Genomic DNA, 14,024 nt, shown 5'->3' with positions numbered 1-14,024 from the left:
ACAAATTAACCCCAAAAGGCACTATCGGTGCCTTTTTTGGTTTTCTCACCATGCGTTATGGGGGCATGACTATTTTAGTAGTTGTTGCAGGTACTCATTGGCTTTCGCCAGACTACCAAAAGAGGCAATGAGATTATTACGGCCTTTCTCCTGAATTTCAGGATTTCCGGATTCGACCATCATCCATACCCAAGTCTGGATGAGCGGAAGTGGTGGATACTGAGTTTTTGAATCCATAGCGCTTAGGTCCTTTTTACTTAATTGTCTAATGGAACATCAACAAAAGGGCCCACAATCCAAGTGGTAATATGACATCCTGAAAGTTGCTATAGCGTATCAAATTCTGTTGCCAGAGATAACAAAATTAACGCTAATACTTTGTTTAAAAATGTAAAAGTAGTTGTTGCCAGCAAAGATTTCGTTTGCATCCGCTGCCGCTAGTTAATTGTATTGGCGAAATATGACAATTAGGGGATAAATCTCTGAATTCATCTGCCTTGCTTGCATCTCTTTTGTGTTAAATAACTTGCGACAATTCAGTACTGATTCAGCAAGCCGATTGCATACTGACGCTGCAGTTTACTTAATCTATCAGGAGGTGATGCTATGGAGAACATTGCACTGCTGGTAAACCTTGAAGGCACCAAAAAAGAGTAACCACAGATTGGCGTAGCCTAGCGGCAACACTGCAACAACGTGGTGTTGGTGAATGTGCGTTACAGCAGTTACATACGGAATTACGGGCTGGGCTTATCGTTTCCACCCGTGGATTGACATTGTGCATGAAAGCACAGCCTAAACCACGTTGTGAACTAGGATGGGGTGCCATCAATCCGTCTCAAATGGCAGTTGAACAGCCTCAACTAGCTAACTTTTAAAGATAATAGGGAAGTTTACGATATTACTTGGAGGCAGACTCACGGGTTTGCCAACCATCACACAGGATACTGACACAACCATCTTGCTCAGTAATAGGCTTAAGCCCCGTGATTTTACCACCGCGGTAGCACAGCATCTCGCCTTCGATTTCAATCAACCGACTACAATTCTGGCAGCTTAAAGAAGCATTCTTGCTACAGTCGGAAGGCGCTGGGATCCGGCTGACATAAGTGGTCTTCACTTTAAACTCTCCCATTGTGGAACCGTCAATACATCGTTGTGCAGCATACTAACATTTTTTGTGAGCTGGCGCACAATCTAACTTAGGTAATAATTTTTATTTAGGCAATGCCTAATTTAGTGATTGCATATTTTAGTCTAGCTCATGGCAAACATTAGCGCCAACATGATGACTCGTGAGTCACGGTTTTACCGTTATTATTGCCTGGCTGGCAGCATAGGTTTTTAAGACATTAGCAAATGAAGTTTAAAGCGATATAAATTTAAGGTTGTGCAAAAAATGGCCGATAATTAACTGATGGTATATTGCGAGAGGAAAGGAAGATGGAGATCCGCAATCATGGTTCCTTGGTATCGGAAGTTGCTAAAGACAAAGATGCGCTAGTTGATGGCAATCATGGCAAAGCCGTGTCGGAGGTCGCCAGTAACAAAAGTGTGCAGCATGTTAGCCGACAACTAATGAATCAAGCGATTCTTTCGGCACAAGAACAAGTGACTATCAGTAGTGGTGATAAACCGATGCAGCTATTGTACCGGACCGCCATTGATGCCATTAACCAAGAACTGCAGGCCTCCGGAGATATGGCATTTCAGCCACTGCAACAGCAGGATCAGGTAGATTATTCTCCTGAAGCCACTGCGGGGCGAATAGTCGATTTTGCTACCAAATTTTTTGCTACCTACCAGCAGCAAAACACCGCTCAGAGTCCAGAAGATCAGCTTAATGGCTTTATGGATATTATCGGTGGCGCCATTGATAAAGGCTTCGCAGAAGCCCGGAATATTCTGGATAAGCTACATGTGCTTGACGGCGACATTGCCAATGGTGTGAATGCCACTTACCGCCATGTGCAACAAGGTTTACAGGCATTTCGTGACAGTTTCTCGGCTGACGAATAATCGTCACTGTAGTGACAATTACAAGATTTTTACTCTGCCAAACCCCTTTAACATAAGGGGTTTTTGTTATGTGTGGTGTAGCGTATGCTTAATTGGTCAGATGTATTTTATATGGAGGGCATATGTGGCAAGTTGGCAAGGTAATCGACCGAACTGACTGGAGCGAACGACTCTTCAGCCTGAAAATTGCTGTGGACGTTGGCCCTTATCTGGCGGGCCAGTTCATCAAACTGGCAATGCAACTGCAGGATAAGCGAGTGGCCAGAGCCTATTCCATTATTAATCCTCCAGGCAGCAATTACATTGAAGTTTTAGCCGTGGCAGTACCTGATGGGCAGCTATCTCCGGCATTACATTTGCTACAGCCTGGAGATGCTGTTGATGTGAGTGTGCCCGCTAGTGGATTTCTGACATTGAATGAACTTCCCCGCGGAGAATTACAGGGAAGGCATTTATGGATGCTGGCGACAGGAACTGCAGTAGGGCCTTTTCTGGCGATACTGGATACCGCCGAGCCTTGGCAAAGGTTTGAAAAAATTGTGTTGGTATACGGTGCCAGACAAGCTGACGAACTGGCATATTGTGCCAAGTTACAAACTATGGCGCACGAGCGGTCACAGTTCTGTTTCTTACCCGCCATTACCCGGGAAATCCGCCCGGGAATGTTACACTGCCGTATTCCTGATGGATTAACGTCAGGCGTGATTGAGCAACAAGCGGGGATAGCCATTTCGGCTACCGATTCTCAGGTCATGCTGTGTGGTAATCCTGGCATGATCCGCGATAGCATCACAGTGCTTACAGACAAGGGCTTGCGTAAAAATCTACGGCGGGCCCCAGGTCAGATCACGACGGAAAAGTACTGGTAAGGGAGTATTCCAGCACATATGCGCTCGGCGATACCTCTGGTGCTTATAAGCCATCAGCAACCAGCGCTATTTTAGTGGCGGCTGTGTAGGTATCGTTGAGTTTAAGGGCATTACAAAAGGCTGTAGGCCGAGTTAGCACTAGCTAACAACACGCACCAGTTGCACAGGATGCTCAGCCGCAATGGGATGATGCTCGTATTGCTATAGCAGTGCTAGTCATCTATGGCGAAAGTGTTGTCAGCATGACTAGGGTAACGAATGATTTTATTGCCGTTTTTGACCATTAAAACTGAGCCAATCGTTTCCATGTAAGTCTTCATTGCGTCGCCCCGTGGTTTTGTGTCGTCGTTCTTCCTCTCCAAACGTGCCATATAGATCGGTAACTATGCCAATTTTTACGCGACGGTCACTGTCATTGGCGCGGCGGTCTTCATGGTGAATATATCGACACTTGCAGTCGGGATTATCACATGTCTCAAGGGGAGACTCGAGGCATCTTGCGGGAGAAAACGCTTATTTGCCAAGGTTGATGCGGCGTTGCAAGGAATCTTCAAGCATTCAATACTGACTGCATGAAACGGTGATACCGCCGGTGTACCAACTTTTTGTCGGGTAGTTTTATGTTGTTTGTTGGGAAGCCAACGATGCCGAAAAAGGTAGCCAAGGAGCAGCACCGCTAGCAGCAAAGCACTTTCTAACATGACATTCTTCCTAGACAGATCTTTATGACAGTAAGTGTAGCTTAAATGTTAAAAATATCGTTTGGGCGTGCTATTGGTAGCGGAACCTTGCATAAGATAATTGTTTCAATACATTGCTCTCTATGAATATTTTTTCACAGTTGTGTTACGTTTAGTCCATTAAACATTATCTTGATAACTGCCATATGAACTTCCGAAACTTCCCTGTTGTTTTGCAATGTCGTGCTTTTGTCTTGTTTACCGCGATAAGCGCCGCGGTTGTCATTCCTGCTCATGTTTTTGCGTATGACCGAATAACCGGCAAGGCATTCGCTAGTCGCTCTGAGGTCTATGCCACCCATGGGATGGCGGCAACCAGCCAACCGTTGGCGACTCAGGTGGCATTGGACGTGCTGAAGCGCGGGGAAGTGCCGTTGATGCCGCTATTGCGGCGGATGCGATGTTGGGGCTGGTGGAACCGACTGGTGCAGGTGTTGGTGGGGATCTGTTTGCCATTGTCTGGAGTGCCAAAGACAAGAAGTTATACGGATTGAATGCGTCGGGTCGTAGCCCTAAATCGCTGACATTGGCAATGCTGAAAGCCAAAGGGCTGGATTATCTGCCGCCATATGGTCCGTTACCCGTGTCTGTCCCAGGCGCAGTGGATGGTTGGTATCAGTTACACAGTAAGTTTGGCAAGCTGCCAATGGCAGATAATCTGGCGCCTGCTATTCGCTATGCCAGAGAGGGATTTCCAGTTTCGGAACTGATCGCTTTTTATATGCAGCTTAGTGGTAAGAGACTCGGCAAGTTCCCAGGATTTAAAGCGACATATATGCCGAATGGTAAGATGCCTGAGGTCGGTGAAATCTTTAAAAATCCCGCACTCGCAAATACTTATGAAAAGATTGCCAAAGGCGGTCGCGATGAATTTTATAAAGGTAGTATTGCGCGCAGTATTGCCGCGTATATGAAGGCTCAGGGCGGTTATCTCAGTTATGAGGATCTGGCTTCTCACCATAGTGATTGGGTTCAGCCAGTATCGGCCAATTATCGTGGTTATGATGTCTGGGAATTACCGCCTAATGGGCAGGGGATTGCAGCACTGCAAATTCTTAAGACCATGGAGCCTTTTAATCTGCGTGCGATGGGCCAGACTAGCCCCGAATATGTGCACTTATTTGTTGAAGCCAAGAAGCTGGCTTTTGCTGACAGAGCAAAGTTTTATGCCGATCTGGGGTTTAATGATATTCCGGTTAAACAGCTTATCTCGCAGGACTATAACTACCAACGTGCAACGTTAATCGACCCAAATAAAGCCGCCAAAAGTGTTGAACCGGGAAATCCTAATCTGCTGCATGGGGATACTGTTTATCTGACAACCGCCGATCAGGATGGCAACATGGTGTCACTGATCCAGAGTAATTATCGCGGTATGGGCTCTGGTATGACACCGCCCGATTTGGGCTTTGTGTTGCAGGACCGCGGTCAACTGTTTGATTTAACGCCTGGCCGTTACAATAGCTATGCCCCAGGGAAACGACCTTTTCACACAATCATTCCTGCCTTTGTCACAAAAGATGGCAAGCCTTGGCTCAGTTTTGGGGTGATGGGCGGAGCGACTCAGCCACAGATGCATGCACAGATCCTGATCAATATTATCGATTTTGGCATGAATTTGCAGGAGGCTGGTGATGCTCCCAGAATTCTGCACACCGGCTCTACACAACCTACTGGCGAACAGATGCAGGATGGGGGTTATGTGAGCCTTGAATCCGGTTTTCCAATGGAAACCCGCCGAGAGCTGAGTAAGAAAGGCCATATTTTACAGGACTCATTAGGCGCATTTGGCGGTTACCAGGCAATCGCTCGAGATCCGCTGACGGGTGTCTATCGTGGTGCTTCTGAAAGCCGTAAAGATGGGCAAGTGGCAGGTTATTGATGCCTTGGATCTCAAAACCCCTTGTTTCAGTGTAAATTTTGGCTCAAGTAACAGATAATAGTGCCGAATACTGTTTAAGCTGATAAGGGATCTTTAGATGGATACATTGGATATGCCCCGCGAACAATTGGGTATCTGTGCTGAAGGCAATTTGCATGCAGTTTATTTGATGTTCAATGCCAATGATGGTGTTGAGGCGCAGATGCGACCATGTCTGGCCAATATTGCCCAGTATATATATGAATTGGCAGATCAATATGCCGATAGTGCGTTTAACGGATTTGTCGCGGTTGGTGCCAATTATTGGGACGCCCTATACCCAGATGCCCGTCCAGCTGAATTGCGCCCTTTCCCGGCAATGGAAAGCGGCAATCGTGACGCCCCCGCAATCGAGTATGATCTTTTTCCACCTGCGTTGCGACCGCATGGATATCCTTCACCTTGTAGCCAATGAGGTGTATGGCATGCTGGAAGGGCTAGCTGAACTGGAAGATGAAGAAAGAGGCTTTCGGTTTATGGATGCCCGTGATTTAACGGGATTTGTGGATGGTACCGAAAACCCTAAAGGCCGTAATAGACAACAGGTTGCATTAGTTGATGAGCAGGACCCTGAGTTCAGAGGGGGTAGCTATATCCACGTGCAGAAATATGTGCACAACTTGCGCAAGTGGCAGCGGTTACCGACTAAAAAGCAGGAAGACATTATTGGGCGTACCAAACAGGACAATGTTGAATACGAGTCAGAGGATAAACCGTTAACCGCGCATATTAAACGGGTAAACCTTAAAGATGAAAATGGTCAATCAATGGAGATCCTCAGACAAAGTTTGCCCTTCGGAAACGTTAGACAACAAGGATTGATGTTTATCTCTACCTGTAAGACACCGGAACATTTTGAGAAGATGCTGCATAGCATGATCTTTGGTGATGGAGCAGGTAATCATGACCATTTAATGCATTTCACCCAAGCCGTTACCGGGTCTTCCTTTTTGCACCATCGTTGGATTTTATTACTCAGTTCAGCGAATAACTTGCTTTAAAAAGTAAAAACGCACCTTTACGAGAGGCGCGTTTTTATTTTTTTATGCGTTCAATCTGCATAATTAAAAAGAGATTTGACTGTTTCCAGCGTATCTTCAATCGCTTTGATACTGGATGGGCAAATAAAGATTGTATCGTCACCCGCGATGGTGCCCAAGATCCCTTCGGGTTTGCCGATAGAATCCAGCAACCGAGCTATTAGCTGAGCGGCTCCAGGGCTGGTACGGACGACAATCATTGCCTGATTGTGATCAACATCCAGCACCAAATTCTTTAATGGACTACCCGCAGTCGGGACTCCCAGCTCAGCCGGAAGGCAGTAAACCATCTCTTGTTTGGCATTGCGGGTTCGCACCGCGCCAAATTTACTTAGCATGCGTGATACTTTCGACTGATTGATGTTTGAGAATCCTTCAGTCTGAAGGGCACTGACTATTTCGCTCTGAGAGCCAAAGCGCTCTTCCTTTAAGATTGCCTTGAACGTTCTGATAAGATCATCTTGGTTCTTGGTTACGCTCATGTTGGTTCCATGTCTCTATTCACCCTCACCGGGGTATACTGCATATTTCACTTTTTATTGTCAAGGAATAGTCATTTTTAATGAATAAAAATGCAATGATGTTCAAATTGTGATGGATCAGCCAATCGATACTATAGTTTGCGGTAAAGGAATTGAATCGTTATAAAGTCTTATGTGACTAATGGATAATTGCTATTTAATGGTCGATGCCTTAGATTTTGCCACCATAAAACAAGATCTATGTCACATAAATCCCGAGAATGACGGAGAGTACTATGAAAGTTGCTGTACTTGGCGCCGCCGGTGGTATTGGTCAGGCCCTCGCCCTGCTGTTAAAAACCCAGTTGCCTGCTGGTTCTGATTTATCACTATATGACATTGCGCCGGTCACACCTGGTGTTGCCGTAGATTTGAGTCATATCCCAACGGCCGTTAATGTGAAGGGGTTTGCTGGCGAAGATCCTTCTCCAGCGTTGGTTGGCGCGGATGTTGTGCTGATTTCTGCTGGTGTTGCTCGTAAGCCCGGTATGGATCGTTCAGATCTGTTCAACATTAATGCGGGTATTGTGCGGAATTTGATTGAAAAAGTTGCCGTAGTTTGTCCAACAGCCTTGATTGGCGTTATCACTAACCCGGTTAATACCACAGTTGCCATTGCTGCTGAGGTGCTAAAACAAGCTGGCGTTTATGATAAGAAACGTCTATTTGGTGTTACCACGTTAGATGTTATTCGTTCAGAAACTTTTATTGCTGAACTTAAAGGCATTGATGTAGCTGATGTAAAGGTAAGAGTGATTGGTGGCCACAGCGGTGTCACTATTTTACCATTGCTCTCGCAAGTGGAAGGTGTCAACTTCACTGATGAAGAAGTCGCCGCATTGACGAAACGTATCCAGAATGCTGGCACCGAAGTGGTAGAAGCTAAAGCCGGTGGCGGCAGTGCGACTTTGTCTATGGGGCAGGCAGCTTTTCGTTTTTGTATGTCCCTGATTAAAGGGCTGCAAGGCGATGCAAATGTGATCGAATGTGCTTATGTGGATGGCGGTAGTGAACATGCCTCATTGTTTGCACAGCCAATCTTGCTGGGTAAGAATGGTATCGAGAAAGTATTGTCAGTTGGTGAATTGAGTGCTTTTGAAGTGCAGGCCCGAGACAGCATGCTGGATACTCTAAAAGCAGACATCCAGTTAGGTGTGGATTTTGTAAAGTAAGCATTGGGTTCTTAGTATAAGAAAAGCGGCTAAATGGCCGCTTTTTTGCTAGATGATAGCTGAATTTACCCGTTATCAGTTAATGACTGCGCGAAACCGCTATTTTGGCAAGACTTATCAATGCCTGCTTAAAATCACTATCGGGTAACACGCTAATAGCGCTAATTGCTTTATCGGCTTCCTGTAATGCGCACTGATAGGTGTAATCAAGTGCACCACAGGTATTTAGGGTGTCAATTATTGTTTCAATATGCTCAGTGCCATTACCTTCCTCAATGGCTTTACGGATAACCTGTTTGGCATGTTCATCACCATGTGCCATGGCATAGATTAATGGCAAGGTAGGCTTACCTTCGGCTAAATCATCACCAATATTCTTGCCTAACTCTTCAGTTTCTGCGGTGTAATCCAAGAGATCATCCGTCAACTGGAATGCCGTACCGAGATATTTACCGTAGTCAGCCAGCGCTTGCTTCAATTCAGTAGAGCAGTTTGCCAACACACCAGCTAAAGATGTTGCCGCTTCAAACAGCTTAGCGGTTTTACAGTAGATGACACGCATGTAACTGGCTTCAGTGGTATCTGGATCGTTACAATTCATCAGCTGTAGTACTTCGCCTTCTGCTAGTACGTTGGTGGTGTCAGCCAACACTTTAAGCACTACCATTGAGTCCAGTTCAGTCATCATCTGGAACGCGCGGGTATATAGAAAGTCGCCAACCAGCACGCTGGCGCTGTTGCCAAATAAAGAGTTAGCGGTTTCTCGCCCACGACGTAATGTTGATTCATCAACAACGTCATCGTGCAACAGCGATGCCGTATGGATAAATTCGACAATTGCGGCTAGCTTGAGATGGGCTTGACCTTCGTAGCCAATCGCTCTGGCGGCCAATACAGATAACAGTGGCCGCATTCTTTTGCCACCACCATTAATGATGTAAAAACCCAATTGGTTGATCAGTGCAACATCGGATTCCAGCTGCTTGTATATCAGTTGGTTGACGGCCTGCATATCCGCATCAGCCAGCTGACGGATAATGGTTAAATCCATAGTAGACTCTGATTGAGCGGGACCGCATAAGCGCCCCGATAAAGTGTTATAATGTACCGAAGTTTACCTAAAATAATTGTATAAGACAGTAGTTAAGCAACGTTTGTGAGCGATAACACTGGCTTTTTTGATCTTAGCCATTTTAGGCTTGCCAGTTGGTGATTGTTCGCGTAGAATCCGCGCCCATTGTCATTAAAGTTTTTGTAGCACCCGGGTCTATAATCAGCCGGAGTGTTAGGAATTTCGGAGTAAAATAGCTATGTACGCTGTTTTTCAAAGTGGTGGTAAGCAGCACCGTGTTGCTGAAGGTCACACTGTACGCTTAGAAAAAATTGAAGTTGCTACAGGTGAAACCATTGAGTTTGACCAAGTATTGTTGGTTGCCAATGGTGAAGATGTGAAAGTTGGCACTCCATTGGTTGCTGGTGGCAAAGTCCTGGCTACTGTCGTTAGCCACGGTCGTGACGAGAAAGTAACTATTCAGAAGTTTCGTCGTCGTAAACACCACGAGAAGAAAATGGGCCACCGTCAGTGGTTCACTGAAGTTAAAATCACTGCAATCAATGCTTAATTAGGAGTCTGACTCATGGCACACAAAAAAGCTGGCGGTTCTACTCGTAACGGCCGCGATTCAGAAAGTAAACGTCTTGGCGTTAAGCGCTTTGGCGGTGAGTCTGTACTGGCAGGCAACATTATTGTTCGTCAACGTGGTACTAAGTTCCACGCTGGTGTAAACGTAGGTATTGGTCGTGACCATACTCTGTTTGCCCTGACTGACGGCAAAGTGAAATTTGAAGTTAAAGGTCCTAGCAACCGCAAGTTCGTTAGTATCGAAGAGTAATCTTCTACCTTTACTGCAAAGCCCCGCCATTGGTGGGGCTTTTGTTTTGGCTTAATTTGTTTTTTGGTGCCGACCGGGTTTAGCAGATATAATTCCAGCATTCGGTGGTATCAGGAGAGTTTATGAAGTTTGTTGATGAGGCAGTGATTAGAGTCGAAGCTGGCGATGGCGGAAACGGCTGCGTCAGCTTCAGGCGTGAGAAGTATCTGCCTGATGGCGGTCCCGATGGCGGTGACGGTGGTGACGGTGGCAGTGTATATCTGCAGGCTGACGAAAACCTCAACACCCTGATTGATTACCGTTTTGAACGCTTCCATGCCGCTGAACGTGGTGAAAATGGTCGTAGCCGAGATTGTACCGGTCATGGTGGCCAGGACTTGCTCCTTCGGGTGCCAGTGGGAACTCGCGCTGTTGACGAAGATACTGATGAAGTCCTGGGGGATTTGACTCAGCATGGTCAGAAGTTATTAGTCGCAAAAGGTGGCTTTCATGGTCTTGGCAACACTCGCTTTAAAAGCAGTGTTAATCGCGCGCCTAGACAGAAAACCATGGGAACACAAGGCGAAGTTCGTAGCTTGCGACTGGAGCTGTTATTGCTGGCGGATGTTGGATTACTGGGAATGCCAAATGCGGGTAAGTCTACGTTTATTCGCGCGGTTTCTCGGGCTACTCCTAAAGTTGCCGATTACCCATTTACCACATTGGTGCCAAATCTTGGGGTCGTCAATCCTCGCCCAGGACAGAGCTTTGTGATCGCCGATATTCCCGGGTTGATTGAAGGTGCTGCGGAAGGTGCGGGTCTTGGTATTCGCTTTCTGAAACATCTTGAGCGTTGCCGGGTATTGCTGCATATCGTTGATATTGAACCTGTAGATGGCAGTGATCCCGCAGAATCTGCACGGGCGATTGTCGCTGAATTAGAAAAGTATTCGCCTAAACTGGCAGGGAAACCCCGTTGGCTGGTATTTAATAAGTCCGACTTATTGCTTGAAGAAGAACTGCAAGAGAAAGTTGCCAAAGTGGTCGCAGACATTGGTTGGGAAGGCGAGGTATATACTATGTCTGCCTATACCCGAGAAGGCACTGCGGCTATGGCAGAGAAACTGTATGATTTCATCAGTAAGCTGCCAGTAGCAGAACAGGATGATGACCCGGATGACGAGGTCGAGTTCAAATGGAGTAGTGATCATCTGGAAAACGCTGACGATCTCAACGAAGATTATGATGATGAATTGGACGATGACTTCGATGACGACGATTATGACGTCGAGGTTATATATCAACGCTAACTGCTGATAAAGAGAGCCTGAACTCCTGTGTACGCTGATACCCAAAATGATATCACCCGGCAGGTCGTCCGGGCTGCTCAGCTTTTGCTAGCTTATGGTGCTGAGTCTGATTTAGTGGAAGAGTTGAGTCAGCGCTTGGGGCAGGCGCTAGGCCTCGCAAGTGTCGAACTCTCTATCTCGTCAAATTCTCTGGTGTTGACTAGCTTGGTGCATGGGCGTTGTGTTACCACCACACGGCGTATACGACAACATGGCATCAATATGGCGGTGGTATGTGAGTTACAGCGGATCTGTTTGCTGACAGAAAAGGGGTTGTATGGCCCCAACGACGTACGTAAACGGTTGGCTCATATCCATCCTCGTACTTATCCTAAATGGGTGCTAATCCCGTTTGTAGCGCTATCTTGTGGCAGTTTTTGCCATCTTTCTGGTGGTGATGCCGCCGCTTGTTTTATCACTTTTTTTGCTTCTGCTGTTGGCATGTACGTGCGTTTAGCAATGGCCGCTAAACACTTTAATGTGCTGGTCAATTTCGCAGTGACCGCCTTTGTTACCAGTGTATTAGCGCAGATTGGTTTTATATATCAACTAACGACCACGCCAAGACTTGCTGTGGCAGCCTCCGTGTTGATGCTTGTGCCTGGTTTCCCGATGATCAATGCCATTTCCGATATGGTTAAAGGCCATATGAATGTTGGTATTGCGCGTTGGGGGCAAGCGACGCTAATGACGGTAGCATCGGTGATTGGTATTACCATTGCGATGCAATTAGGGGGCTGTTGACGTGATGGAGTTGCTGCTTAAACTCGCTGATGATGCGTTTTTTGCCTCATTTCCCGCTGCTGGATTCGCCATGCTATTCAATGTGCCTCGACGTTTTTTACCCTATTGCGCACTAGCTGGGGCCGTTGGGCACTGTTTCCGTACCATTCTGATGCAGTTTTTATCAGTACCTATTGAATGGGCGACCTTTATGGCGGCAGCACTGATTGGGGTTATGACCATCATCTTTGCTAAACGTCATTTAGCACCGCCGCTGCTGTATGGTGTCGCAGCCATTATTCCGATGATCCCTGGTTCGTACGCATATAACACTGTGATCGCTTTGGTGGAGTTAGCCGCCCATTCAGAAGTTCGCCCTGAGGTACTGAATCAAGTGGTGCTTAACGGCGTGAAAACTGTGTTTATCTTGGGCGCGCTGTCGGTGGGTCTGGCGATGCCATCATTAGTGTATTATCGTACCCGTCCGATTATTTAACCTGTTAGTTACGGAGTATCTATGCGTATAGCCTTGATCGCCGCCATGGCCAATAATCGTGTCATTGGTAAGGATAATCAGATGCCTTGGCACTTGCCGGAAGATCTACGGCATTTTAAACAAGTGACCATGGGAAAGCCTATCATCATGGGACGACGGACTTACGAATCGATTGGCCGACCTCTGCCGGGGCGGCAAAATATTGTTATCACTCGTAACAGTGCGCTGACAATTCCTCATGTAACGACGGCAAACTCCTTAACTGAGGCTTTTGATAAAGCTGATGTATGTGATGAGCTGATGATTATTGGTGGCGGACAGTTATATGCAGAAGCACTGCCATATGCCGATGTACTTTATTTGACGCAAATATCGTTGGATGTTGACGGTGATACTTGGTTTCCATTCTGGGACGATGGTAGTTGGCACAAATTCTCTGAAGATTTTGGGGTAAGTGCTAACGGATTGGAATTTCACTTTTTAAAGTATATTAAAAAGTGTTAAATTTGGCGGGAAATGTTAAACCCTGTGTGAAACCGGCAATGGCGCTGGTAAGCAAAACAATAAAAAAGCTAAGGAGTGAATAATGCGTCTATTCCCTGTGGCTATAGCTGCGTTGGTCGCTGTATCCTCAATATCAATGCCTGTTCCAGCAAAAGCTGCTGATGATGCTGCATTGGTTGCCAGTATTTGCGATTATGTAAAGTCTAATGACAAGAACCGATTACGTAAAAAGCTTAAGGAAAATCGTGTAAAGCTACGCAACGTATACCAGGGGATTGTTTGTGATGGTAACAGTCTGTTACGAACTGCATACTTGGCTAAATCCGATGAAACTGGTGAGTTTGTCGCTAAGCGATTGTCAACCAACGAGCTCGGAGTCGCTGAATCTGATGGCAAGACTATCTTGAATTGGGCCGACGCTAACGGTTTTGGTAGCAGTGCCATTACTGCCGCTATCAAAGAGCGTTTGGGTGGTGCCGGTGGTGAAGAAGACTAGTCATCATCTATCGTAACCTGTAGAAACTAGTTATTTTTAAGCTATGTTGATGGTTCGCCGCTATTCTCAGAGACGTTATCGTTATGCTGAAGATAGCGGCGAGCTAGCTACCTAGCTAATCACAAGCTTAGCGAGTCAAATGCCCACCCGTTATCGGTGGATTTGAGGCCGCTGGTTACCCGCCGCTTTTCCCATGAATGGCCGTTATCTTTATTTTGTTATCCCGCAGCGGCTATAACGTTTGTCTCGGGTGATGTGCAGATACTGGCTGTTGAATTTCTGATATGTGCTGGCTTCGGCAAA

Annotated in this window: 15 protein-coding genes and 2 pseudogenes; 12 read left to right on the top strand and 5 right to left on the bottom strand. The window is 46.4% G+C overall.

Annotation, left to right across the window (positions count from 1 at the left end; all coding sequences use genetic code 11):
- Nucleotides 1-69: 69 nt before the first annotated feature.
- Both KHX94_RS04840 and KHX94_RS04835 read right to left on the bottom strand, forming a co-directional pair.
- Nucleotides 70-237, bottom strand: coding sequence for a hypothetical protein (locus tag KHX94_RS04840; protein ID WP_213682581.1), 168 nt, complete (start codon nucleotides 235-237; stop codon nucleotides 70-72).
- Between the two features lie 664 nt (nucleotides 238-901).
- The gene (locus KHX94_RS04835) at nucleotides 902-1,135 is read right to left on the bottom strand and encodes a hypothetical protein (protein ID WP_244859331.1); all 234 of its coding nucleotides are present in this window, start codon (nucleotides 1,133-1,135) and stop codon (nucleotides 902-904) included.
- Nucleotides 1,136-1,443: 308 nt separating this feature from the next.
- On the opposite strand from KHX94_RS04835, the gene KHX94_RS04830 reads away from it, so the two are divergent.
- Both KHX94_RS04830 and KHX94_RS04825 read left to right on the top strand, forming a co-directional pair.
- Nucleotides 1,444-2,019, top strand: coding sequence for a DUF5610 domain-containing protein (locus tag KHX94_RS04830; protein WP_213682580.1), 576 nt, complete (start codon nucleotides 1,444-1,446; stop codon nucleotides 2,017-2,019).
- 122 nt (nucleotides 2,020-2,141) lie between these two features.
- Nucleotides 2,142-2,888, top strand: a complete 747-nt coding sequence (locus KHX94_RS04825) for a ferredoxin--NADP reductase (protein ID WP_213682579.1) — start codon at nucleotides 2,142-2,144, stop codon at nucleotides 2,886-2,888.
- A gap of 395 nt (nucleotides 2,889-3,283) precedes the next feature.
- On the opposite strand, the gene KHX94_RS04820 is transcribed toward KHX94_RS04825, so the two are convergent.
- A complete protein-coding gene (locus KHX94_RS04820) occupies nucleotides 3,284-3,589 on the bottom strand; it encodes a hypothetical protein (protein WP_213682578.1) in 306 nt (101 codons plus the stop codon).
- 185 nt (nucleotides 3,590-3,774) lie between these two features.
- On the opposite strand from KHX94_RS04820, the pseudogene ggt reads away from it, so the two are divergent.
- Both ggt and KHX94_RS04810 read left to right on the top strand, forming a co-directional pair.
- Nucleotides 3,775-5,510, top strand: a pseudogene (gene ggt / locus KHX94_RS04815) (gamma-glutamyltransferase).
- Nucleotides 5,511-5,607: 97 nt separating this feature from the next.
- Nucleotides 5,608-6,540 (top strand): annotated as a pseudogene (locus KHX94_RS04810) (Dyp-type peroxidase).
- 60 nt (nucleotides 6,541-6,600) lie between these two features.
- Here KHX94_RS04810 and argR read toward each other — a convergent pair.
- Nucleotides 6,601-7,071, bottom strand: coding sequence for a transcriptional regulator ArgR (gene argR, locus KHX94_RS04805; protein ID WP_213682577.1), 471 nt, complete (start codon nucleotides 7,069-7,071; stop codon nucleotides 6,601-6,603).
- A 275-nt stretch (nucleotides 7,072-7,346) separates the two neighbouring features.
- On the opposite strand from argR, the gene mdh reads away from it, so the two are divergent.
- Nucleotides 7,347-8,282: a malate dehydrogenase gene (gene mdh / locus KHX94_RS04800; protein WP_213682576.1), complete on the top strand. Its 936-nt coding sequence runs from the start codon at nucleotides 7,347-7,349 to the stop codon at nucleotides 8,280-8,282.
- Nucleotides 8,283-8,361: 79 nt separating this feature from the next.
- Here mdh and ispB read toward each other — a convergent pair whose 3' ends face one another.
- Complete coding sequence (ispB, locus tag KHX94_RS04795; RefSeq protein ID WP_213682575.1) at nucleotides 8,362-9,333, bottom strand: octaprenyl diphosphate synthase; 972 nt, start codon at nucleotides 9,331-9,333, stop codon at nucleotides 8,362-8,364.
- A 259-nt stretch (nucleotides 9,334-9,592) separates the two neighbouring features.
- Here ispB and rplU point away from each other — a divergent pair, with 259 nt between their 5' ends.
- The 7 genes from rplU to KHX94_RS04760 all read left to right on the top strand — a co-directional run bounded on the left by rplU (nucleotide 9,593) and on the right by KHX94_RS04760 (nucleotide 13,721).
- Nucleotides 9,593-9,904: a 50S ribosomal protein L21 gene (gene rplU / locus KHX94_RS04790; protein WP_133040353.1), complete on the top strand. Its 312-nt coding sequence runs from the start codon at nucleotides 9,593-9,595 to the stop codon at nucleotides 9,902-9,904.
- A gap of 15 nt (nucleotides 9,905-9,919) precedes the next feature.
- On the top strand, nucleotides 9,920-10,174 hold the full coding sequence (rpmA, locus tag KHX94_RS04785) for a 50S ribosomal protein L27 (protein ID WP_213682574.1): 255 nt from the start codon (nucleotides 9,920-9,922) through the stop codon (nucleotides 10,172-10,174).
- 122 nt (nucleotides 10,175-10,296) lie between these two features.
- Nucleotides 10,297-11,463, top strand: coding sequence for an Obg family GTPase CgtA (cgtA, locus tag KHX94_RS04780; protein WP_213682573.1), 1,167 nt, complete (start codon nucleotides 10,297-10,299; stop codon nucleotides 11,461-11,463).
- Between the two features lie 27 nt (nucleotides 11,464-11,490).
- Nucleotides 11,491-12,246 carry a threonine/serine exporter family protein gene (locus KHX94_RS04775; protein WP_213682572.1) on the top strand — a complete coding sequence of 252 codons (756 nt, stop codon included), beginning with the start codon at nucleotides 11,491-11,493 and terminating at the stop codon, nucleotides 12,244-12,246.
- A gap of 1 nt (nucleotide 12,247) precedes the next feature.
- Nucleotides 12,248-12,721 (top strand): threonine/serine exporter family protein, encoded by a 474-nt coding sequence (locus tag KHX94_RS04770; protein WP_213682571.1) that lies wholly within the window; start codon nucleotides 12,248-12,250, stop codon nucleotides 12,719-12,721.
- A gap of 21 nt (nucleotides 12,722-12,742) precedes the next feature.
- Complete coding sequence (locus tag KHX94_RS04765; protein WP_213682570.1) at nucleotides 12,743-13,225, top strand: dihydrofolate reductase; 483 nt, start codon at nucleotides 12,743-12,745, stop codon at nucleotides 13,223-13,225.
- 82 nt (nucleotides 13,226-13,307) lie between these two features.
- Nucleotides 13,308-13,721, top strand: a complete 414-nt coding sequence (locus KHX94_RS04760; RefSeq protein ID WP_213682569.1) for a DUF3718 domain-containing protein — start codon at nucleotides 13,308-13,310, stop codon at nucleotides 13,719-13,721.
- Nucleotides 13,722-14,024: the final 303 nt, after the last annotated feature.

Origin of the sequence: Shewanella dokdonensis, assembly GCF_018394335.1 — a bacterium.
In the GTDB taxonomy this organism is placed as follows: domain Bacteria; phylum Pseudomonadota; class Gammaproteobacteria; order Enterobacterales; family Shewanellaceae; genus Shewanella; species Shewanella dokdonensis.
The sequence above is the reverse complement of the archived record's forward strand: the minus strand, read 5'-3'. Positions and strand labels throughout refer to the sequence as shown.

What these genes read in the sequence shown, in the direction of transcription:
- KHX94_RS04830 (WP_213682580.1), top strand. Translation starts at nt 1,444, where the DNA reads ATGGAGATCCGCAATCATGGTTCCTTGGTATCGGAAGTTGCTAAAGAC.
- KHX94_RS04840 (WP_213682581.1), bottom strand. Translation starts at nt 237, where the DNA reads ATGGATTCAAAAACTCAGTATCCACCACTTCCGCTCATCCAGACTTGG.
- cgtA (WP_213682573.1), top strand. Translation starts at nt 10,297, where the DNA reads ATGAAGTTTGTTGATGAGGCAGTGATTAGAGTCGAAGCTGGCGATGGC.
- KHX94_RS04825 (WP_213682579.1), top strand. Translation starts at nt 2,142, where the DNA reads ATGTGGCAAGTTGGCAAGGTAATCGACCGAACTGACTGGAGCGAACGA.
- rpmA (WP_213682574.1), top strand. Translation starts at nt 9,920, where the DNA reads ATGGCACACAAAAAAGCTGGCGGTTCTACTCGTAACGGCCGCGATTCA.
- KHX94_RS04765 (WP_213682570.1), top strand. Translation starts at nt 12,743, where the DNA reads ATGCGTATAGCCTTGATCGCCGCCATGGCCAATAATCGTGTCATTGGT.
- KHX94_RS04820 (WP_213682578.1), bottom strand. Translation starts at nt 3,589, where the DNA reads ATGTTAGAAAGTGCTTTGCTGCTAGCGGTGCTGCTCCTTGGCTACCTT.
- ispB (WP_213682575.1), bottom strand. Translation starts at nt 9,333, where the DNA reads ATGGATTTAACCATTATCCGTCAGCTGGCTGATGCGGATATGCAGGCC.
- argR (WP_213682577.1), bottom strand. Translation starts at nt 7,071, where the DNA reads ATGAGCGTAACCAAGAACCAAGATGATCTTATCAGAACGTTCAAGGCA.
- mdh (WP_213682576.1), top strand. Translation starts at nt 7,347, where the DNA reads ATGAAAGTTGCTGTACTTGGCGCCGCCGGTGGTATTGGTCAGGCCCTC.
- KHX94_RS04835 (WP_244859331.1), bottom strand. Translation starts at nt 1,135, where the DNA reads ATGGGAGAGTTTAAAGTGAAGACCACTTATGTCAGCCGGATCCCAGCG.
- rplU (WP_133040353.1), top strand. Translation starts at nt 9,593, where the DNA reads ATGTACGCTGTTTTTCAAAGTGGTGGTAAGCAGCACCGTGTTGCTGAA.
- KHX94_RS04760 (WP_213682569.1), top strand. Translation starts at nt 13,308, where the DNA reads ATGCGTCTATTCCCTGTGGCTATAGCTGCGTTGGTCGCTGTATCCTCA.